Genomic DNA, 19,831 nt, shown 5'->3' with positions numbered 1-19,831 from the left:
TGGGCGATCATCTCGCTCGGCGAGAGATGATAGACGGAGGCGTTGTGGACGACAACCTTGAACTCGTGCACCTGCTGCGGGCGGTGTCCGTCGAATTCGGCCTGCGCCAGGCGGAGTTCGCGGCGCACCATGGCATGCACCCCACCGACGTGCGGGCCCTGATCTGTCTGCTGGACGCGGAGCGCGCCGGCGAGGCGGCCACGGCGGGTCTGCTGGGCGCCCGCCTCGGTCTCAACTCGGCCGGCACCACGGCGGTGATCGACCGTCTGGAGCGGCTGGGCCACGTGGCCCGGGTGCGCGACGGGGCCGACCGCCGCCGGGTGCTGTTGCGGGTCGAGCCGGAGGCCGTGCGGCTGGGCCGGGCGTTCTTCGGCCCGCTGATCGACCGGCTGTTGGCGGTACAGGGCACCCTCGACCCGACCGAGCGGGAAGCCGTCCGCCGCTTCCTCTCGGGCGCCCGGGCGGCACTCGGCGAGCAGGAGCCGGGCGGGCCAAAGCGAGGCGAGGGCCAGTAGCGGGGCGGGCGCGGCATCGCCCCGCCCCGCCACCATGCCCCCCTTCTCATGCGTCCAATTGGCGCTCCGCCTCGGCCAGGATCTCCGTCAGCCGGAGCCCGAACCGCGCGTCCCGCGCGTCCGGCTCGCCCGTGCGGGCCGCCGTGAGCAGCGCGTCGAGCGCCCGGCCGTAGGCGCCGGGGACGTCGCTCCAATCGGGCAGGTCGAAGATCCCCTCGGCCCCGCGCAGCTCCAGCCCCACCCCGGCGGCCGCGTGCGGCGCGCCCAGGCTGAGCACGGCGGTGCCGGCGGCGCCCGAGGCGTGGCGCAGGGCCAGTTGCACCACGTCGGAGGGGCCCCGGGTGGCGGAGACGGCGGTGACGTCGCCGAGCACCGGGATCAGGACGGACAGGGCGTGCGGGCCGACGTCCCACAGTCCGCCCTTGGCCTTGCGCCAGGGCGAGTCGGGGTGGCTGCCGGGGGTTCCGTCGGGCGGGTAGAGCGCGCCGAGCCAGTGGGCGGAGGCGGTGAACCAGCCGGAGCGCGCGGCCTGCTCCTCGACCCACCCGGCGGTCGGTTGGGCGAACCGGAGCGTCAGGAAGACGATGGAGGCGACCTCGTGCTCGGCCGCGGCGGCGACCACGGCCGAGGCGTCCTCCACCGTTGTCGCGACGGGCTTGTCGAGCAGCAGATGGCATCCGGCGGCGGCCGCGCGGACCGCGAGCGGAGCCTGTACGTCGGGCGGCAGGGCGAACGCCACGACGTCACAGTCGGCGAACAGTTCGTCGGGGTCTTCGTACACCTTCACGCCGTGGGCGCGGGCGAGTTCGGCCGCCGCCTCGGGGCGCCTGCCCCACACCCCGACGAAGTCGGAGCCGGCGTGCGCGGCGAGGGCGGGGGCGTGCGTGCGTTGGGCCCAGGGGCCGGTGCCCAGCAGGCCGACCCGGGGTCGGGGGGTCTCGGCGGCGTCCACGGAGGAGTCACCGGCGGAGTTCAAATCGTACGAAATGCTCACCCGCTCAGTCTGCCGTACTCGGACGGGTGTGCCATCGCCGACCCGCACGACCGTTCCCACCTGCGGCGCACATCTCGGTAACACGGGGTTCACACACGGGCAACGGAAGAGAAATCGCATGGGGGCACGCTGCGGTCATCACCGCAGCACGCGATCGCAGCGCCGCGACCGGCGGGCCGGCGGCAGGAAACCGCAGCACCGCACACGCAGCACGCGACCGCGACACCCGCAGAGTCTGCGCCGGAGCGACGCACCGAAGGATGGGGCCCGTGAGCTACAAGGCTGAGTACATCTGGATCGACGGCACGGAGCCGACGGCCAAGCTTCGCTCCAAGACGCGGATCCTCGCCGACGGCGACGCGCTGCCGATCTGGGGCTTCGACGGATCGAGCACCAACCAGGCCGAGGGTCACGCCTCCGACCGTGTGCTGCAGCCGGTGTTCTCCTGCCCGGACCCGATCCGCGGCGGCGACAACGTCCTCGTCCTGTGCGAGGTCATGAACATCGACATGACCCCCCACGAGTCGAACACCCGCGCACTGCTCCGTCCGATCGCCGAGAAGTTCGCCGGCCAGGAGCCGATCTTCGGCATTGAGCAGGAGTACACCTTCTTCGACGGCGCCCGCCCGCTCGGCTTCCCGGTCAACGGCTTCCCGGCCGCCCAGGGCGGCTACTACTGCGGTGTCGGCTCGGACGAGATCTTCGGCCGCGACATCGTCGAGAAGCACCTCGACCACTGCCTCGTGGCCGGGCTGAGCATCTCCGGCATCAACGCCGAGGTCATGCCCGGCCAGTGGGAGTTCCAGGTCGGCCCCGTCGGCCCGCTGGAGGTCTCCGACCAGCTGTGGATCGCGCGCTGGCTGCTCTACCGCACGGCCGAGGACTTCAACGTCTCCGCGACGCTGAACCCGAAGCCGGTCAAGGGCGACTGGAACGGCGCGGGCGCCCACACCAACTTCTCCACGAAGGCGATGCGCGAGGACTACCGCGCGATCATCTCCGCGTGCGAGTCCCTGGGCGAGGGCAGCAAGCCGCTCGACCACGTCAAGAACTACGGCGCCGGCATCGACGAGCGCCTGACGGGGCTGCACGAGACCGCCCCGTGGAACGAGTTCAGCTACGGCGTCTCGGACCGCGGCGCCTCGGTGCGCATCCCGTGGCAGGTGGAGAAGGACGGCAAGGGCTACATCGAGGACCGCCGGCCGAACGCCAACGTGGACCCGTACGTGGTGACCCGCCTCATCACGGACACCTGCTGCACCGCCCTGGAGAAGGACGGCCTGCTCTGAGTCCCTGACCCGGGCCCGATCCTCCCCGACCGATCCGGGGCCGGATCACCGCACGCACGCCGGCGCCCGCCGGGCCACCAGGCCCGGCGGGCGTCGCTGTCGGTGCCCTCTGGCACGGTGTCCCCATGCTCCCGATCAGAATCAGGACCGAGCGCGGCGACACCCACGACCGCCCCTCCTCACGCACCCTGACCGAACTGCTGGAACGCATCGGCGCCCCGGGCGACCGCTTCCTCATCGTCGAGCGGCGCACCGCCGACCCGGAGGTGTTCATCCAGGTCTGGCACGAGGCGGACGACACCGGCGCCCGCTCCTACCAGTTGGAGTACCGCGAGGGCTGCGCAGACCGGCACTTCCAGGCGTACCTGTCCACGCCGGAGGAGGTCGGGCGGGTCATGGCCGGCTGGGCCCGGCAGGAGAAGGGCTGGGAGCTCGGACCGGCCTGGGCGCGGTTGGACCTCCCCGTCGAGGCGGAGCCGCCGGCGCTGGAGGACTCCGTGCGCGAGCAGTTGGAGGAACGGATCCGGCTCGTCCTGCGGTGCGGCTACGACGGGATACCGGAGCTGATCGAGCACGCCGAGGACTATTTGGTGAAGGACGGCGTCCGGCCGGTGTCCGGGCCGCAGGCCCGCGTGCTGGTGTACCGGCTCTGGCGGGAGCGGGTCGCGGAGCAGGCCACCTGGACCGGCGAGACGGATCCGGACCGGCTGACCCGCGCCTTCGCGGCCCTGGACTCCGGCGGCATCACCGCCCGGGAGAACTTCACCTGTTGCCGCAACTGCGGCCAGGGCGAGATCTGGGAGGAGCGCGTGGGGGACGCGCGCGGGTTCGTGTTCTTCCACACCCAGTGCACGGAGAGCGTCGCGGTCGGCCACGATCTGCACCTGTACTACGGGGCCTTCGACGCGGGCGACGAGGAGACGGTCTCGGTGGGCCGGGAGGTGGTGGCCGCGTTGGACGCGGCGGGGCTCCGGTGGGCCTGGGACGGGTCGGCCGGGGACGCGATCCGGGTGACCGGCACGGACTGGCGGAAGCGACTGACGGGCTGACGATTTGTCGCGATGGTGACGAATCCTTCACGCCGACGTCACGGAATATGAGATTCCGATCCATAGGGTGAGACGGGGTCTGCCCCGGGCCCCGCACATCTGCTTGAATGAGGTCATGGCCAGCCACTCGTACGTCTCGTACACCTCGTCAGGTCGCAGCGACCTCGAGCCGTTCTGGCCTTCCCGTCAGGATCATGATTTCGACCGGGTGTGTTGCCGCGCGAAGAACGCGCCGGCCCTCTAAAGCCTCCCGGGACCTCTCACAGACGACCTCCCCGAGGCCTTCGGTCTGCGCGGTACGACATCGACGACGTACGCACGTCTCCTGCCGACCACTCCGCGTGAAAGAGCTGACCACTCATGACGAACCCCCGTACCCTCACGTCCGCCCCGGCCGCCGCTCCCCTGACCTTCCCGCCCAGTCCGCGCCACCGACTTCGGGCCGTGGACCGGGACGAGGTGGCCCGGGTGGTGGACCTGCTCCCGCCGGGCGCCACCTGGCTGCCCGCCCCCCAGCACACCCTGCCGACCCTGCCGGGGCAGCCGCCGATGGTCGGCTACCTGGTCCTCGTACCGGCCGACCAGCAGCCGATCGCCTTCGCCCCGCACTCCGTTCCCGCCCCGACCCGCGCCGGAGCGCCGTCGGCCGGCCCGGCCACGACGCCCGCCACCACGGGTGACGCGCTGGTCAGGATCGACTCGGCGCAGCGCACCGCCGAGGTCGACGGCAAGGTGCTGGACCTCACGTACCTGGAGTTCGAGCTGCTGGCCCACCTGGTGGCGCACCCGCACCGGGTGCACAGCCGGGACCAGTTGGTCACCACCGTGTGGGGTTACGGGCACGTGGGCGACGGCCGTACCGTCGACGTCCACATCGCCCGACTGCGCCGCAAGCTGGGCACGGCCCACCGGGGCGCGATCCAGACGGTGCGCCGCGTGGGCTACAAGTACGCCCCCTGATGCCGCGCGCCGGGAACCCGCCTCCCGGCCTCGGGCGCCGGGCTCGGGCCCGTACGCACGAGGGGAGTACGGGCCGGCGGTCGTCGCACGTCCCGGTCCGGGCCCCGGACCGTCGTGGCGTCGGGGCCCGGACCGACCGGGACTACGCCCCCGTCGCCGATCCCGCCCTGCGGCGCGCCAGGAATCCCAGCGCGACGTCGAGCAGCAGGAACACCAGCAGGCTGATCCCGAGCATCGGCACGAACCAGCCCACCACCGCCGTCACCGCGGCGAGCGGCAGCAGCGTCGTCGCGGGCAGCCGTCGCCAGGCCCCGCGCGGCTGCGCGCGGCCGACCGACAGCCGGCGGTCCTTCGTGGGCCTGCGCATCCACCACATGCGGTAGCCCCAGAAGACCAGGAGCATCACCGCGACGGCGAGCGCCGCCAGCGCGATCTGGTTGGCGAGGCCGAAGGTCAGGCCCATGTGGAGGTCGATGCCGAAGCGGGTCATCTTCGCGAGCAGGGGGTGGTCCGCGAAGCGCAGTTCGTCCATGACCGTGCCGTCGGCCGGGTCCACGGCGACGGCGTCCAGGTGCACCGGCACCTGCTTGTCCGTCTCCTTGACGACGTAGCCCTTGCCCTGGGCGGGCAGGGTCACGCGCAGGTCCTCGGTCACGCCGGCCGCCCGGGCCGCGGCGACGGCCTCGTCGATGCCCACGTCCGCGGTCGGCGCCGGCGGGGGCATCTCCATGCCGTCGGTCATGACGTGCCCGGCGTGTTCGTCCGCCCCGCCTGCCGCCCCGGCGCCGCCCAACGTGGCGGTGACGGACGGGGTGGCCCCGCCCAGGCGGTCCTGGAGCTGCCCGATGTTCTCACCGGCGTACTTCGACCAGGTCAGGCCGGTCGCGGAGAGGACGACGAGTCCGGCCACGGCCCACAGGCCCACCGTGCCGTGCCAGGACAGGGTCCGGCGACGGCCGGTGGCGGACCGGTCCGGGAGGACGAGCCGTGCCGGGCGGGTGCGCCGGCGCCCGACCCACAGGGCGAGGCCGCCCAGGGCGACCACCCAGAGCCAGCTGGCGGCCAGTTCGCTGTAGTTCCGGCCGAACTCGCCGAGCTGGAGGCTGGAGTGGAACTCGCTCAGCCAGGCCCGCAACGGCAGCGCGTCACCGGCGGTGGTGAGCTGCCCGCGCACGTCCGCGGTGTACGGGTCGACGAACACGGTCAGGGTCTCGCCCTCCGCGAGCCCCTTCTTCTCCATGACGACCCGGGTGGTGTCGTCGGCGTCGGGTGCGGGCCAGACGGCCGTGACCTCGCCCCCGGGCTCCGCCTCCCGGGCGGCCCGGACCTGGGTGCTCAGCGGCAGGGCGCGCTCGCCCACGCGGGGGACGGTCAGTTCGTCGGCGTAGACGATCTTCTCGGCCTGCCAGGACGCGGCGTAGAGCAGCCCGGTGGCGGCGGCGATGAACAGCAGCGGGGCGATCAGCAGCCCGGCGTAGAAATGCATCCGCAGGAGCAGCGGTCGCAACGCGGCCCAGCCTCCGGCGGTGCGTCGGGGTGGTACCTCGGCGCCCCGGGCGGGGACGTCCTGAAGCTCGTCAAGGGACATGTCGGTCCTAGGTGTTGGCGAAGACATGGGTGATGACCCCCGGGTCTCGCCCCTCACCGAGGAGGGTGCGCCGGTCAGGCGCGGGCAGGACGGCCGGAGGCCGTGGCTCGGGTGTCTCGCCGGCGCGGCGGGCCGCGGCGCACCACGGCGTGGGCGTGCAGGGCGCCGCGCAGGAAGCGCGGCCGTTCGTACGGAGGGCAGTGCGCGGGCGGCGCCGGTACGAGGGTCACGCGCGTGCGGACCAGGGCGAGCGCCCGGGACAGCGGTCGGGCGGCGAGCAGCGCGGCGGCCCCGAGGGCGCCGGCGAGCCGGAACACGGCGGCCTCGCCCCACGCGAGCCACACGGCGCAGAAGAGCCCGGCCAGCACGTGGGCGGCGATCATGCCGAGGCCGCCGTGTCCGTGCCCGGCCGTCACCGCCAGGTCGGCGAGGTCCGCCATGCCCGCCATGTCGGCCATGTCGTGGGGTGCGGTGGCGCCGCCTCCCGCGGCCGTCGCGCCCATGTCCATGCCGGTGGTGTGGTGATGGGCGCCGGCCGGGCCGGGGGCACCCGGCCCGGGCATCGGCATCGACGCGGGGTGGGCTCCCTGGCTTCCGGAGAACGCGAGGTGCAGCATGCCCTGCGCGGCGAGGAGCCCGGCGGTGATGCCCACGGGGCCCCGCCGTCGCCCGGCGGCGAGCCACGCGAGTGAGCCGATCACTCCGAAAGCACCGAGAAGGCCATAAAGGGGAATATCCATTCCCGACATGTACGAATGCCCCACCGCACCCAAGGCGACACACACCGCCGCGAACATCGCGGCCCGTGTGGTGCGCATCGGCGCGCGAGTTTCGGACATGTCCTGGTCATGCTCCCACGAGGCCCGGTGCCGGCCGCGACGGGGCCGTGTCCGATCATGTTCGAGTGAACCCACTGCCCTGGTCCCGGCCGCTTCCCCCCGGCTCCGTCGCCGTCGCCTACACCGGCGGGGTCCAGTTGGGGGCCCACGTCATGGCACGCCTGGCCCCGTACGAACGGGAGCGGGTGCTGCGCGGCTGCTCGACCAACGTCGACAACCTCGACGCCGGCCACTGGGGGACGTTGCTGAGCAGTGCCCTCGTCGTCGAGGAGCCGATGCCCCTGCCCTACGCGCTCCTGCTGGTGGCCGCGCTCGGGTACGCGGAGTACGCGTACGGGGCCTGGTGGACGGCCGCGGCCTTCCTCTTCGGGCACGCATGCGCCACCCTGCTCGTCCACACCGTGCTCCGGCGCACCGCGGACACCGAGACCCGGCGGGCGCTGGACGTGGGCACGAGCTACGGACTGAACACGGTGCTCGGCGTCCTCACCTCCGCGCTGCCGCGCGGGACGGTGCGGGGCGTCGCCCGGGTCGGCCTGTTGGCGCTCGCCGCGGCGCCGGTGTTCAAGCGCGGGCGGACGTTCACCGATGTCGGTCACCTGGTGGCCCTGGGGGTGGGAGTCGGCCTCTCGCTGGCGGTCGATCGTCTCTCCGGGGCGGGACCGCGCGGCAGCGTCCGCACGCGAGCCGTGTGACCCGACCCGCCCCCTCCTGCCGTCCCCACTCGACCCGTCCGATCCGCACAGCGCTGGAGCCGCCACGATGACCGCCACCCCGTCCACCACCGTCGCCAACCTGCGCGACCTCGGCGGCACCCCGCTCTCCGGCGGCCGCACCGTGCGCCCCGGGCTCGTCCTGCGCTCGGGCCAGCTCGACCGGCTCGACCTCGACGCCGACCCGACCGTGGCCGCGCTGGGAATCCGTACGGTCATCGACTTCCGCAGCGACGCCGAACGCGCCGACCACCCCGACCGGCTGCCGGCCGGGGCGCGCCTGCTGGTCAGCGACGTGCTGGCGGACAAGATGCGGGCCGGGGTGGGCGGCGTGCCCGCCGCCGCGCAGCTCAAGGACCTGCTGTCCGACCCGGCCGTGGCCGAGGAGCACCTCGGCGGGGGCAAGGCGCAGGCCATCTTCGCCGATGTGTACCGGTCGTTCGTGGTCTCCGCGTCCGCGCAGGCGGCGTACCGGCTGCTGCTCGCCGAGGCCGCCGACCCGCAGGCGGGCCCGCTGCTGTTCCACTGCACGGCCGGCAAGGACCGTACGGGCTGGGGCGCGACGGTGATCCTGTCGCTGCTCGGCGCCGACGAGGAGACCTTGATGGAGGAGTACCTCTCGGTCAATCCCGCGGTGAAGCGGGCCTTCGCGCGGATGATCGAGGGCTTCACGGCGGCCGGCGGGGACCCGGACATCGCGCTGGCCCTGATCGGGGTGTTCCCCTCCTACCTGGAGACGGCCCTGCGGGAGGTCGAGACGCGGTACGGGTCGATGGAGAAGTACGTGCGCGAGGGCCTCGGCGTCCCCGACGGGACCGTCGACGCGCTGCGGGCCCGCCTCATCGCCTGAGCCGGCGCGGCCGACGCTCGGCGGAACGGTTCGTCGGGGTCGCCCCGCGCGCCCTCGCGCACCCCGGCGCGCGGGCCCGAACGGGTGCGCTGGGGACGGGTGACCATCGGACGATTCGCTCGTTCTGCTGAACGTGACTGCGCCGGATACCGCCACCCGCCCCCTGCCCCCCGTGACCCCCGACGTCGAACTGGCCGAGGCCGCCATCGTCGAGCACTACCCGCGGCTGGTGCGGCTCGCCTATCTGGTGCTGCCGCCCGCCCTCGGCCGCAACCGGCGGGTGCTCACCGCCCACTCCCTGACCCAGCGGGCGCTCCCGCGCGGCCGCCGGGGCTCGGATCCCGGCACGGTGCGCGGCGGGGTGCCGGCGCAGCGGGGCGAGGGCGGCCCCGAGTCCGGGTACGCGTACGTCCGGCTGCGCGTACTGCGCTCCGCGCTGGAGGCGGGGATCCCGCTGACGTTCCGGGCGCTCCCGCTGCGCGGGCAACTGCCGCCGGTGCTGCCCCAGGTGTGGGGGCTGCGGCTGTTCCCCCGCTCGGGCGGGGCCGAGGAGCTGGCGCTGGACCAGTGGCTGGCCACCCTGAACGGCCCCGGCCGCGCGGCCTGCGTGCTGCGGGCGCTGGAGGGGCTGCCCGAGCCGGAGGTGCTGCGGGTGCTGACCGAGGCCGGGGTCGCGAACCCGGCGGCGGCGGTCGCGGAGTCCGGGGATCCGGTGCACGACTCCCTGTTCGCCTCCCCCGAGTTCGACCCGTGCGTGCTCCAGGCGCGGCCCACCGACCTGCTGCGGCGGCGGCGTTTCGTCCGGGCCGCCCTGGTCGGCGCGGCCGCCCTCGCGGTGTGCGGGGCGCTCCTCGCGCTGCCGGGCGGCGGCTGGGGGTCGGACGGGCCCGCCGCGCCGTCGTACGCGCTCAACGCGGCCGCCGAACAGGCCCTCGACCCGGAGCAGTTGGTGCGGGTCGCGGCCACGGTCGGCCGTACGTCCTCCCGTACGGACTACTCGGGCTGGCCCGCCCGCGGTGACCGCGTCGACGACACGGAGCTGCTGCGCCGGGCGCTCGCCGTCTGGGCCAGGCCCGGCTCCGCGGTCGTGGTCTCGGCCACGCCCGGCAGCCCGACCGGCCCCCCGATGGGCCCGCCGCAGCTGCTGTACGCGGGCGCCGTCGACCAGGCCGTCGTGGTCCTGCTGTACGACGGGCTGCGCGTGATCCGGTACGCGGAGCCCCGGTCCGGGACCACCGGAGCCGCCCTCGACTTCGCCCGGACCGACGGCGCCTCGGCGGACACCGCGACCGGGCTGGTGCTCAGCCGCGTCGACGGCAACGTCCGCTACCTCACGGCGCCCTGGGTGCGCGCCGCCGCGCTGCGGGACCTCCTCAAGCCCGGCGAGGCCCCGACGGCGTTGAAGCTCACCCCGGACGGGGTCACGCCGCCCGTCGTGGGCCCGGCGCCCGGGGGCAACTGCACGAGCTGGAACGCGCTGGCGCTGACCGGCGACGGCGCCACGAGGCTGGTCACGGACCTGGGCGAGCTGACCCCGGCCCGGCTCACCTCGGGCGCCCCGGGCGCCGAGCGGAACGTGACGGAGGCGGCCGAACTCGGCGAATGGTCGCGGACCGCCTGCCTGTTGCCGTCGGTCCGCTCGCACGGGGTGCGCAGCGTCAACGCGTGGACGTACGCGAAGCAGCCGCTGCCGGAGCGGGAGGGCACGGCGACCTGGCTGTGCACCCGGGCGGAGACCTGGCAGGGCACGGCGGACCGGGTGCAGGCCCAGTTCCTGGCGCCGGGCGCGCCGCCGGCGGCCCAGGCCGCCAAGGCCGAGGGCACGCCGGCGTGCGGACCCCGGGAGCCGAGGGTGCTGGCGGGCGTCCTGTGGAAGTCCCGCGCGGGCCAGTGGTACGTGGTGGCGGCGGGCAGCGCCCAGTTCGCCTCGCTGTCGGTGAAGGGCGCCGGGGTGAACGGGGCCGCGACCGGGAATCGACTGGCGGTCAAGGCTCCGGCGGGCGCCCAGGTGGACCTGTCGGGCAAGCTGACCGACGGCACGAAGGCGGGGGTGTTGCGCTAGGGGTGTCGCGCCAGGGGTGTCGCGCGGCTGAGCGTCGCGGGCATGGGTCGGTCGTGGAGGCCGGCAGGAAGTCGGCGCAGAGGGGTTTTCCATCTCGCTACCCCTCAGTACATTGACGCCATGTCTAATACGCCGCTCGCGCCCACCCCCGTGGCGTCGGAACACATGGACCTCCAGGCGCGGAACGTCTCCTTCTCCTGGGACGCGACCCCGCTCCACTGGCTGCCCGGCGATCCCTTCGCCGGGCACACCATCAACGTGCTGCACCTGCTGCTCCCCGCCGGCGAACGCTGGTTCGTCCACGTCTACAAGCAGGTGCTCCCCCTCATCACGGACGAGCGGCTGCGCGCGGACGTCGTCGGCTTCATCGGCCAGGAGGCCATGCACGCCGCCGCGCACGACGACGTGCTCCCCCACCTCAAGCGACTGGGCCTGGACCCGACGCCGTACACGGCCCAGGTCGACTGGCTCTTCGAGAAGCTGCTGGGCGACCGCACGCTGCCGCCGGGCAGGGCCCGCGACTGGTGGCTCATGGAGCGGGTCGCGATGATCGCGGCCATCGAGCACTACACGGCGTTCCTGGGCGACTGGGTCCTCAACGCGGAGGAGTTGGACCGGCGGGGCGCCGACCCGATGATGCTGGACCTGCTGCGCTGGCACGGTGCGGAGGAGGTGGAGCACCGCTCGGTGGCCTTCGACCTGTTCATGCACGTCGACGGCGGCTACCGGCGCCGGGCCCGGACCTGGGCCACCGCCTTCGCGGCGCTCGCCTTCCTGTGGCAGCGCGGGGCGCGCTTCTTCATGGAGAACGACCCCGAACTGCCCGCCGCCAAAGCCTCGTTGGGTCAGTTCTTCCGGGCCGGACAGCAGGGGGTGCTCCCCTCGTCGGGAGCCATGCTGAAGTCGATCCCCACGTACCTCTCCCGTACGTACCACCCCTCGCAGGAAGGGTCCACCGCCCAGGCGGAGGCCTACCTGGCGTCCTCGCCGGGCGCCAACGGCGGGGTGCGGCCGTGAGGCGCGCCCTGACCCTCACCGCCGTCGCGGGCGCCGCCGTGCTGACCCGGCGCGCCCTGCGCAGGCGCATCGGCCGCTCACCGCTGTGGCCGCTGCCCGCCCTGGAGACCCCCATATCGGGGTACTCCCCGCGCCGGGCCCTGCGCGCCCTGATCGTCGCCCGTACCGAACCGGCGGACGGGGTCCTGCGACTGACCCTGGAATCGCCGGAGCTCCCCGCCTGGACCCCGGGGGCGCACGTGGACGTGATGCTGCCCTCGGGTCTGGTGCGGCAGTACTCCCTGTGCGGGGATCCGGCCGACCGGGGCCGCTACACGATCGCGATCCGGCTCGTCGAGGACGGCCGGGGAGGCTCCCGCGAGGCGCACGCGCAGCTCGTGGAGGGCGCGGAGCTGGAACTCCGCCCGCCCCGCAACCGCTTCCCGCTCGCGCCGGCGCCCTCGTACGTCTTCGTGGCCGGCGGGATCGGCATCACCCCGATCCTGCCGATGCTGCGCGCGGCCGAGGCGGCGGGCGCCGACTGGACGCTGCTGTACGGGGGCCGCAGCCGGGCCACCATGCCGTTCCTCGCGGAACTCGCCGCGTACGGGGACCGGGTCACGGTCCTCGCGCAGGACGAGAGCGGCCTGCCCGACCTGGGCCCGGTCACCGCCGCCGCCCCGGGCACGCTGGTCTACTGCTGCGGGCCGGAACCGCTGATGGAGGCGGTACGGGCCGCGGCCCCGGCCGCCGTACCGGTCCACCTGGAGCGCTTCGCCCCCACCGCGACCGCGGGCGGCGCCACGCACCCGTTCACGGTGGAGTTGAGCCGCTCGGGCCGCACCGTGGAGGTCGCCGCGGACGAGACCACCCTGGCGGCGGTCCGACGGGAACTGCCGAACACCCCGTACTCCTGCGAGCAGGGCTTCTGCGGAACCTGCCAACACCGCGTGCTGACAGGTGAGATCGACCACCGCGACGAACTCCTCACGGACGGCGAACGGGAGGACTCGATGCTCCTGTGCGTCTCCCGCGCGGCTTCGGACCGCCTGGTCCTGGACCTGTAGCCGACGTCGCGGTACCGCGCCTTCCCCTTCGCCGTCCTTCCGGGCGGGCGTGGGGGAAGGCGCTCTGGTCAGGGGGTGTGGCGGGCGAAGTATGGTGTCCGCATGACAACCGGGGTGCGGCGCAGGATGGGTGTCGAGGAGCGGCGGCAGCAGCTGATCGGGGTGGCCCTGGAGCTGTTCAGCCACCGGTCGCCCGACGATGTGTCGATCGACGAGATCGCGGCGGCGGCCGGGATATCGAGGCCGCTCGTCTACCACTACTTTCCGGGCAAGCTCAGCCTGTACGAGGCCGCGTTGCGGCGGGCCGCCGATGAGCTGGCGCAACGGTTCGTCGAGCCGCAGGAGGGTCCGCTCGGGGCGCGGTTGTTGCGGGTCATGGGCCGGTTCTTCGCGTTCGTCGACGATCACGGGCCCGGCTTCTCGGCCCTGATGCGGGGCGGGCCGGCGGCCGGGAGCAGCCGGGCCAACGCGATGATCGACGAGGTCCGGCAGGCCGCGTACGAGCAGATCATCACGCACCTGCGGATCGAGAAGCCGCCCGCGCGGATGGAGCTCGTGGTCCGCACGTGGGTGTCGCTCGCCGAGTCCACGGCGTTGATCTGGCTCGACGGGCGGAAGATCCCCCGCAACGAGTTGGAGCTCCAGTTGGTGCACGACTTCGCGGCGCTGGCCGCCGTGAGCGCCGCGTACGACGAGGAGATGGCGGGGATCCTGGTGCGCATCCTGGCCGACGAGCCGGCCGACGGGCCGTTCGGGGTGTTGGTCGGGCGGCTGGCGGCGATCGTGCCGACCACGGTTCCGCGTTCACGTTGATCATGCCCCCGCTGATCATGACGTGGCGGCCCCGTGGCGGAATAATGCCCGAGTGATCATTGACGACGGGATGTTGTTCCGGCAGGCCGTGGAGAAGGACGCCGGCACGCTGGTGAAGCTGTACGACCAGGCCGCCCGGTGGATGCGGGCCAACAACATCGACCAGTGGAAACCGGGTGACAAGGGCGCCGAGCACTTCCGGGCGAAGACCCGCGAGGGCGAGGTGTGGATCGCCGAGGACGCCGACGGACGGGTCGTGGGCGCCTACGAGTTGTGGTGGTCCGACGAGGAGGCGTGGGGCGTCCAGCCTCCGGTGGCCGGCTACGTCCACCGCCTGATGATCGAGCGGGGGGCGGCGCCCGCCGGCGCGGGCATGCGGATACTCGAACACGCCGAGTACCGGATCGCCCGGACCGGTCGGGAACGGGCCCGGCTGGACTGCGTGTCCACCAATCCGCGGCTGCTCGCGTACTACCAGGGCGCGGGCTACCGGGTCGTCGGCGAATGCCCCTCGAAGCAGGGCAAGGACGGCCGGGTGTACGGGGTGATCCTCATGGAGCGGCGCCTCGACGTGTGACGCACCCCGCGCACGGCGCCCGGCCCCGTCGCCCGCACCACGTGCGGCGGCGGTGCCGGACCGGGTCCGGCACCGCCGTGTCGCAGGGGAAGGGGAAGGTCGGGTCAGCCGCGCTTGAAAACCGCGACCGTGCGGGCCGGGACGGTGAACCGCCCCGTCCTCGTGTCGTACGCAGACCCCTTCACGGTCGCGTCGGAACCCGCGGCCTGGATCGGGTGCAGCGCGTAGCCGCGGCCCGCGAGGTCGGCCACCCGCTGGGACTGGACGCCCGGGGTGGCGTTGAAGACCACCACCAGGTCGCCGGCGGTCATGGTGATCACTCCGGGGGTCTCCGCGGTCCCGGAGAGCGGGAAGCCGATGGCGCTCTGGACGGCGTCGGCCGTGGTGAGGGCGAAGGCCGGTTCCGTCGTACGGATCCTGAGCAGGTCGCGGTGGGCGGCGGAGGTCCCGGTGATCTCGGGGCAGCCGGCGCCCGGCCCGGTCAGGAGGGGCTTCGCGTAAGGCCACTTGGGCTGGTTGTCGGCGGCCGGCGGGAGGCCCCGGCCGAAGCCGTTGCCGTCACGGCAGTCCCAGTGGATGGCGTTGAACCAGTCGCCGCTGTCGAAGGAGTTGCGGTCCAGCGACTTCGAACGCAGCAGGTCCGTGCCCGCCTGGGAGAGGGCGGGGCCCTGCGAGAGGGTCGCGGTGGCCATGGCGAGGACCTGCATGCGGGCCTTGTCCGCCTCCGGGGTGCCCTTCGGGAGCTTGAGGGTCAGGGCGTCGTACAGGGACTCGTTGTCGTGGGCGTCGGCGTAGGCCAGGGCGTCGCCGGGGGCGGCCGCGTAGCCGGCCGGGGCGCCGTTGTAGTCCAGCTCGGAGCCCTTGATCCGGCGGCCGGTGGTGTCGGTGAAGGCGTACGAGGCGAGGTTGCCGGTCAGCCCGACCTTGATCAGGTCCTGGGCGTGCAGCAGCCGGGCCCGCTGTTCCTCGGGGGTGCCGTTCGCGGGCGAGGAGTTGGGTGCGGTGAACAGTCCGGAGGCGAAGCCCTGGACCCCGGGGTCCTCGTCGAAGGGGCCGCCGCCGCGGACCGCGTCGCGCGAGCGGTCGGAGAACGTGGCGATGCCGGTGCCGGCCATGTTCTTCTGCGTGGCCTGCACGAACCGGGCGTCGTCGGCGACCTCGCCGAAGTTCCAGCCCTCGCCGTAGAGGACGATCCGCTTGCCGTCGACCCCGTCCTTGGCGAGGGTCAGCCCGTCGAGGGCCTTGCGCACGGCCAGGATGTTGTCCTTCGGGTGGTGCCCCATGAGGTCGAAGCGGAAGCCGTCGACCTTGTACTCCCTGGCCCAGGTGACGATCGAGTCGACGACGAGCCGGCCCATCATGGCGTTCTCGGGGGCGGTGTTGGCGCAGCAGGTGGAGGTGGCCACGGCGCCGTCGGGCAGCAGCCGCTGGTAGTAGCCGGGCACGATCCGGTCGAGGACCGACCGGTCCGACTGTCCGGCGGCCACGGTGTGGTTGTAGACCACGTCCATGACCGTGCGCAGTCCGGCGCCGTTCAGCGACTGGACCATCCTGCGGAACTCGACCGTGCGGGCGGTGCCGTTCGGGTCGCTCGCGTAGGAGCCCTCCGGCACGGTGTAGTGCAGCGGGTCGTAGCCCCAGTTGTAGGCGTCCTTCGCGGCGGAGGCGCCGACGCAGGCCTGCTGCTGTTCGCTGTCGGGGGCGTACGCCTTCAGGTCGCAGGCGGGTTCGGTGCGGTCGGCGGGCTTCTCCGGGATGGTGCCGATGTCGAAGGCCGGCAGCAGGTGGACGTAGGAGGTGCCGGCGGCGGCGAGGTCGCGCAGGTGCCGCATGCCGGCCGAGCCGGTGTCGGTGAAGGCCAGGTACTGGCCGGGGTGGGTGGTGGTGCGGTCCGCGACGGAGAAGTCCCGGACGTGGAGTTCCTGGATCTGCGCGGAGGTGAAGGGGACGGGCGCGGGCTTCTTGAGGTTCCGCCAGCCGGTCGGGGCGAGCTTCGGGTCGGTGAGGTCCACGGCCAGGCTGCGGGCGGAGTCGGTGGTCAGGGCGGTGGAGTACGGGTCGGTGACCAGGTTGCGGACCATCCGGCGGGTGCTCGGGGCCCAGACGGTGACGTCGTAGCGGTACGGCTTGCCGGTCCAGCTCCGCTCGCCGCGCACGGACCAGACGCCGGTGGCGTCGTCGCGCCGCATGGCGACGGTACGGCCGTCGAGTTCGAGGGAGACCTTCCGGGCGGTGGGGGCCCAGACGGAGAGGGTGGGACGGCCGTCCTTGAAGACGGGGCCGAGCGGGGCCGTGTTGGCGTACAGGTCGTCGAGGACGCCGGCGAGTTGCACGCCGGTGGCCGCGAGGACGGCGCCGTTCGCGGCGCGGGCGCTCGCGACGAGCTGGCCGCGCAGGGCCTCGCGGACCCGGTCGCGGTCGCGGGCGTCGACGGTGAAGGCGGCGTACGAGGCCAGGTGCGGGAACTTCTTCTTCTGGGCGGCGGTGAGTTCGGAGCGGTTCAGGCGCAGCCAGGCGGCGCCCTCCTCCTTCAGCCGTCCGTCGTCGACGGTGATGCGGCCCTCGCGGGAGGCGAGGAGCTGGAGGGAGGCGGCGGCCTCGGGGGCCTTCCAGGCCACGGTGTCGCGGTCGATCCAGACGGCCTCGGCCTTGCTGAGGTCAAGGGCTGCGGCCGAACCGGCGGGCTGCGGGAGGAGGTAGCGCTCCTTGCCGCCGAGCATCCACACCTCGTGGCCCGTGGCCTTCAGGTCCAGCGACTGGTCGGAGGGCAGGTCCTTCTCGTCGCCCTTGTGGAGGATGTAGCTCAGGCTCTGGGCGCCTTCGGCGAGCGGGACCTCGTACACCGCGCCGTAGGAGTCGGTGCGGGTGGGCTGTAGGGGCTTCGACCAGTCGGTGGGGTTCGCGGCGCCGGCCCAGACGTGCAGGCCCCAGCCGTCGTACGCGCCGTCGGGGCGCTGGTAGTGCAGGACGGCCTTGGTGGTGTCCTGCGGCGGTTGGGCGGGGCGTTCGGTGCGGGCCGCCTCCTTGCCCTGTTCGAGCCAGATCTCGCCGGTCCTCGTCACGTCGACGGCGCGGTCCGCGGCGACGTCCTTGTTCCCGTCCCTGTCGATGACCAGATAGTTCACCGAGGAGGCGCCGGGCTTCAACCGGACGTACGCGAAGGCCCCGTACGCGTCACGGCCGGTGAACGCGTGGCCCTCGGGCCAGGGCGTGGCCTCGCCCTCGGCGATGTCGCCCCAGGCGTACAGCCGCCAGTTCGCGTAGTCGCCGTCGGGCCGGTTGTAGTGCACCACCGCGTACTCGCGCTGCGTCGCGCCGGGGACCTCCACGGGCGGGGCCTGGCCGGCGACGGACTCGGCGAGGGCGCTCGCGGTGCGACCGGCGGAGTCGACGACGACCGCCTTGTAGCGCAGCGGGGTGCCGGGCGCGGCCGTGACGTGCTGGGTGACCCGGTACGGGGCGTGGTCGGCCGAGCCGAGGACCTGCCACTTCCCGGCGCCGGCCTGGGCGGCGAAGACGACCCGGTTCAGGGAGCCCCCGGTGGCCTCGGCGGACAGTTCGACGGTGCCGGTGGCGCCGGCGGCCGGGGCCTTCAGGGTCAGGGACGGCCCGGTCACGGGCGGGGCGAGGGGGGCGGTGGCCCGCAGGACCACCGAGCCCAGCGCGGGGACGGTGACCGTGAGCTTGCCGGCGGCGGACGCCCGGACGGTGCCGGCGTACGGGGAGGTGCCGCCGTACAGGGTGCGGTAACCGGCGCCGGCCGGCGCGTCGAGCTCCACGGTGCGGGGGCCGGTCGCGTTGTTCGAGGCCACCAGGTACTCGGTACGGGTACGGACGTCGGTCCGGGCGACCGCGTGGACGGAGTCGGTGTCCAGGCGCGCGCTCTGGACGCCGTCCCGCAGGGCCGGGTGGTCCCGGGTCAGCTTCGCGAGAGCACTGATCTGCTGGTAGAGCGGGTGCTCCGGATCGTAGGCGTCGCTCGCGTGGGTACGCGCCGTGCCGAGCTGGTCGTCGTCCAGGTAGTCGGCGGTCCGCGAGGCGAACAGGGGCTGCCGGGCGTCCTTGTCACCGCCGGCGCCCGTGAAGCCCTGCTCGTCACCGGAGTAGATCACCGGATTGCCCCGGGAGAGGAACATCAACTCGTTGGCCAGCCGGTAGCGGTCCAGCAGCTCCCGCTCCCCCGCCTGCGGCCGGTCCTGCTTCAGGAAGGCCCCGAAGCGGCCCATGTCGTGGTTGCCGAGGAAGGTGACCTGCTCGTAGGCGTTCGCCTTGTCGGTGGTGTACCGGTGGTCGTCGGCCAGCACCGAGCCCAGCCGCGAGGCCCCCGCGCCCTGGGAGGCGTACGCGCGGATCGCGTCCTGGAGCGGGAAGTCGAGGGTCGCGTCGAGCCGGCCCCGGGTCACGTACGGGGAGGTGACGGCGGTGTCGGCGGAGTACACCTCGCCGAACATGAAGAAGTCCTCGCGGCCCCGCTTGGCCGCGTACGCGTCCAGGGCCGTGGCCCACTGCGTCCAGAACCCGGTGTTGACGTGCTTGACCGTGTCGATCCGGAAGCCGTCGATGTCGAAGTCCCGGACCCACTTCTCGTAGATCTTCTCCATCCCGTCGACCACCTCGGGACGCTCGGTCCACAGGTCGTCGAGGCCGGAGAAGTCACCCTGCTCGGAGGACTCGCCGGCGAAGGTGGAGTCGCCCCGGTTGTGGTACATCGACGGATCGTTGAGCCAGGCCGGGACCTTGACCTTCTTCTTCGCCGCGGGCACGACGGGGGTCCGCGGGAAGGAATCGGCGTCCGTCGCCGGGAACTTCCGCTTCCCGTCGGCGTACTCCGAGTCGTCGAAGGGCACCCCGTCCCTGGTCAGGTACGGGAAGGCGCCCTTGGAGAGGTAGCCGCGCGAGGCCTCGCGGTAATCGACGACGTCCGCGGTGTGGTTGGTGATGACGTCGAAGAAGACCTTCATCCCCTTCCCGTGCGCCTTGTCGATCAGCCGCTCCAGGTCGGCGTTGGTGCCGAAGTGCGGGTCCACCTGCGTGAAGTCGGTGATCCAATAGCCGTGGTAGCCGGCCGAGACGTCGGCTCCCGCGCCCTGCACCGGCTGGTTCTTGAAGATCGGCGCCATCCAGATGGCCGTCGTGCCGAGCCCCTTGATGTAGTCCAGCCGGTCCGTCAGCCCCTTGAGGTCACCGCCCTGGTAGAAGCCCTTGTCCGTCGGATCCAGACCGGTCTCCAGCCGGGAGCCGGTCAACCCGCCCCGGTCGTTGCGCGGATCGCCGTTCGCGAACCGGTCCGGGAGCACGAAGTAGAACTGCTCCCGGGTCAGGTCGTGGCGGGCCGGCTCGGCGGCCAGCGCGGCGTCCGAGGGCGGGGCCGGCGGCCGGGAGGCGGCCGACGCCGGGAGGGCGGGCAGGAGCGTCACGGCCAGGGTGGCGGCGATCACTCCCGCGGCGGGGCGTATCAAGGCAAGGACTCCTCGGTCACGTGTCTGCGTGGGACGAGGGCCGCCCGGCGGTGGCGGGGA

Annotated in this window: 15 protein-coding genes; 11 read left to right on the top strand and 4 right to left on the bottom strand. The window is 73.3% G+C overall.

All coding sequences use genetic code 11. The annotated features are described in order from the left end of the window. Positions 1–26: 26 nt before the first annotated feature. Positions 27–515 (top strand): MarR family winged helix-turn-helix transcriptional regulator, encoded by a 489-nt coding sequence (locus OG906_RS24075; RefSeq protein WP_329445693.1) that lies wholly within the window; start codon positions 27–29, stop codon positions 513–515. A 46-nt stretch (positions 516–561) separates the two neighbouring features. Here the strand turns inward: OG906_RS24075 and OG906_RS24070 are convergent, their stop codons facing one another. After that, positions 562–1,503, bottom strand: coding sequence for a Gfo/Idh/MocA family protein (locus OG906_RS24070; protein WP_329448117.1), 942 nt, complete (start codon positions 1,501–1,503; stop codon positions 562–564). Between the two features lie 275 nt (positions 1,504–1,778). On the opposite strand from OG906_RS24070, the gene glnII reads away from it, so the two are divergent. From glnII to OG906_RS24055, 3 genes are all read left to right on the top strand, one after another. Further along, complete coding sequence (glnII, locus tag OG906_RS24065) at positions 1,779–2,798, top strand: glutamine synthetase (protein ID WP_053676112.1); 1,020 nt, start codon at positions 1,779–1,781, stop codon at positions 2,796–2,798. A 125-nt stretch (positions 2,799–2,923) separates the two neighbouring features. Then, positions 2,924–3,847: a DUF6891 domain-containing protein gene (locus OG906_RS24060; protein WP_329445690.1), complete on the top strand. Its 924-nt coding sequence runs from the start codon at positions 2,924–2,926 to the stop codon at positions 3,845–3,847. Positions 3,848–4,207: 360 nt separating this feature from the next. After that, positions 4,208–4,807: a winged helix-turn-helix domain-containing protein gene (locus tag OG906_RS24055; RefSeq protein ID WP_329445689.1), complete on the top strand. Its 600-nt coding sequence runs from the start codon at positions 4,208–4,210 to the stop codon at positions 4,805–4,807. A 142-nt stretch (positions 4,808–4,949) separates the two neighbouring features. Here OG906_RS24055 and OG906_RS24050 read toward each other — a convergent pair whose 3' ends face one another. Together OG906_RS24050 and OG906_RS24045 are read right to left on the bottom strand one after the other, a co-directional pair. Beyond that, the gene (locus OG906_RS24050) at positions 4,950–6,395 is read right to left on the bottom strand and encodes a PepSY-associated TM helix domain-containing protein (RefSeq protein ID WP_329445687.1); all 1,446 of its coding nucleotides are present in this window, start codon (positions 6,393–6,395) and stop codon (positions 4,950–4,952) included. Positions 6,396–6,469: 74 nt separating this feature from the next. Continuing rightward, on the bottom strand, positions 6,470–7,096 hold the full coding sequence (locus OG906_RS24045) for a hypothetical protein (RefSeq protein ID WP_329445685.1): 627 nt from the start codon (positions 7,094–7,096) through the stop codon (positions 6,470–6,472). 203 nt (positions 7,097–7,299) lie between these two features. Between OG906_RS24045 and OG906_RS24040 the strand changes: the two genes are divergently transcribed. The 7 genes from OG906_RS24040 (at position 7,300) to OG906_RS24010 (ending at position 14,312) form a co-directional block, all read left to right on the top strand. Further along, complete coding sequence (locus OG906_RS24040; protein WP_329445683.1) at positions 7,300–7,929, top strand: rhomboid-like protein; 630 nt, start codon at positions 7,300–7,302, stop codon at positions 7,927–7,929. A 67-nt stretch (positions 7,930–7,996) separates the two neighbouring features. Then, positions 7,997–8,797, top strand: a complete 801-nt coding sequence (locus OG906_RS24035) for a tyrosine-protein phosphatase (protein ID WP_329445681.1) — start codon at positions 7,997–7,999, stop codon at positions 8,795–8,797. 133 nt (positions 8,798–8,930) lie between these two features. Next, positions 8,931–10,859, top strand: a complete 1,929-nt coding sequence (locus OG906_RS24030; RefSeq protein WP_392891929.1) for a hypothetical protein — start codon at positions 8,931–8,933, stop codon at positions 10,857–10,859. 120 nt (positions 10,860–10,979) lie between these two features. Further along, complete coding sequence (locus tag OG906_RS24025; protein ID WP_329445679.1) at positions 10,980–11,876, top strand: metal-dependent hydrolase; 897 nt, start codon at positions 10,980–10,982, stop codon at positions 11,874–11,876. Then, positions 11,873–12,922 (top strand): PDR/VanB family oxidoreductase, encoded by a 1,050-nt coding sequence (locus OG906_RS24020; protein WP_329445677.1) that lies wholly within the window; start codon positions 11,873–11,875, stop codon positions 12,920–12,922. The genes OG906_RS24025 and OG906_RS24020 overlap by 4 nt, the downstream gene beginning before the upstream one ends. A 102-nt stretch (positions 12,923–13,024) precedes the next feature. Beyond that, on the top strand, positions 13,025–13,735 hold the full coding sequence (locus OG906_RS24015) for a TetR/AcrR family transcriptional regulator (protein WP_053676124.1): 711 nt from the start codon (positions 13,025–13,027) through the stop codon (positions 13,733–13,735). Between the two features lie 52 nt (positions 13,736–13,787). Next, complete coding sequence (locus OG906_RS24010; RefSeq protein WP_329445675.1) at positions 13,788–14,312, top strand: GNAT family N-acetyltransferase; 525 nt, start codon at positions 13,788–13,790, stop codon at positions 14,310–14,312. 104 nt (positions 14,313–14,416) lie between these two features. On the opposite strand, the gene pulA is transcribed toward OG906_RS24010, so the two are convergent. Then, entirely contained in the window at positions 14,417–19,771 is a 5,355-nt protein-coding gene (gene pulA / locus OG906_RS24005; RefSeq protein WP_443067413.1) for a pullulanase-type alpha-1,6-glucosidase, read from the bottom strand. Positions 19,772–19,831: the final 60 nt, after the last annotated feature.

This window comes from Streptomyces sp. NBC_01426 (assembly GCF_036231985.1).
Lineage (GTDB): Bacteria > Actinomycetota > Actinomycetes > Streptomycetales > Streptomycetaceae > Streptomyces.
The sequence above is the reverse complement of the archived record's forward strand: the minus strand, read 5'-3'. Positions and strand labels throughout refer to the sequence as shown.

What these genes read in the sequence shown, in the direction of transcription:
- OG906_RS24035 (WP_329445681.1), top strand. Translation starts at nt 7,997, where the DNA reads ATGACCGCCACCCCGTCCACCACCGTCGCCAACCTGCGCGACCTCGGC.
- OG906_RS24055 (WP_329445689.1), top strand. Translation starts at nt 4,208, where the DNA reads ATGACGAACCCCCGTACCCTCACGTCCGCCCCGGCCGCCGCTCCCCTG.
- OG906_RS24075 (WP_329445693.1), top strand. Translation starts at nt 27, where the DNA reads ATGATAGACGGAGGCGTTGTGGACGACAACCTTGAACTCGTGCACCTG.
- OG906_RS24060 (WP_329445690.1), top strand. Translation starts at nt 2,924, where the DNA reads ATGCTCCCGATCAGAATCAGGACCGAGCGCGGCGACACCCACGACCGC.
- OG906_RS24050 (WP_329445687.1), bottom strand. Translation starts at nt 6,395, where the DNA reads ATGTCCCTTGACGAGCTTCAGGACGTCCCCGCCCGGGGCGCCGAGGTA.
- OG906_RS24015 (WP_053676124.1), top strand. Translation starts at nt 13,025, where the DNA reads ATGACAACCGGGGTGCGGCGCAGGATGGGTGTCGAGGAGCGGCGGCAG.
- OG906_RS24025 (WP_329445679.1), top strand. Translation starts at nt 10,980, where the DNA reads ATGTCTAATACGCCGCTCGCGCCCACCCCCGTGGCGTCGGAACACATG.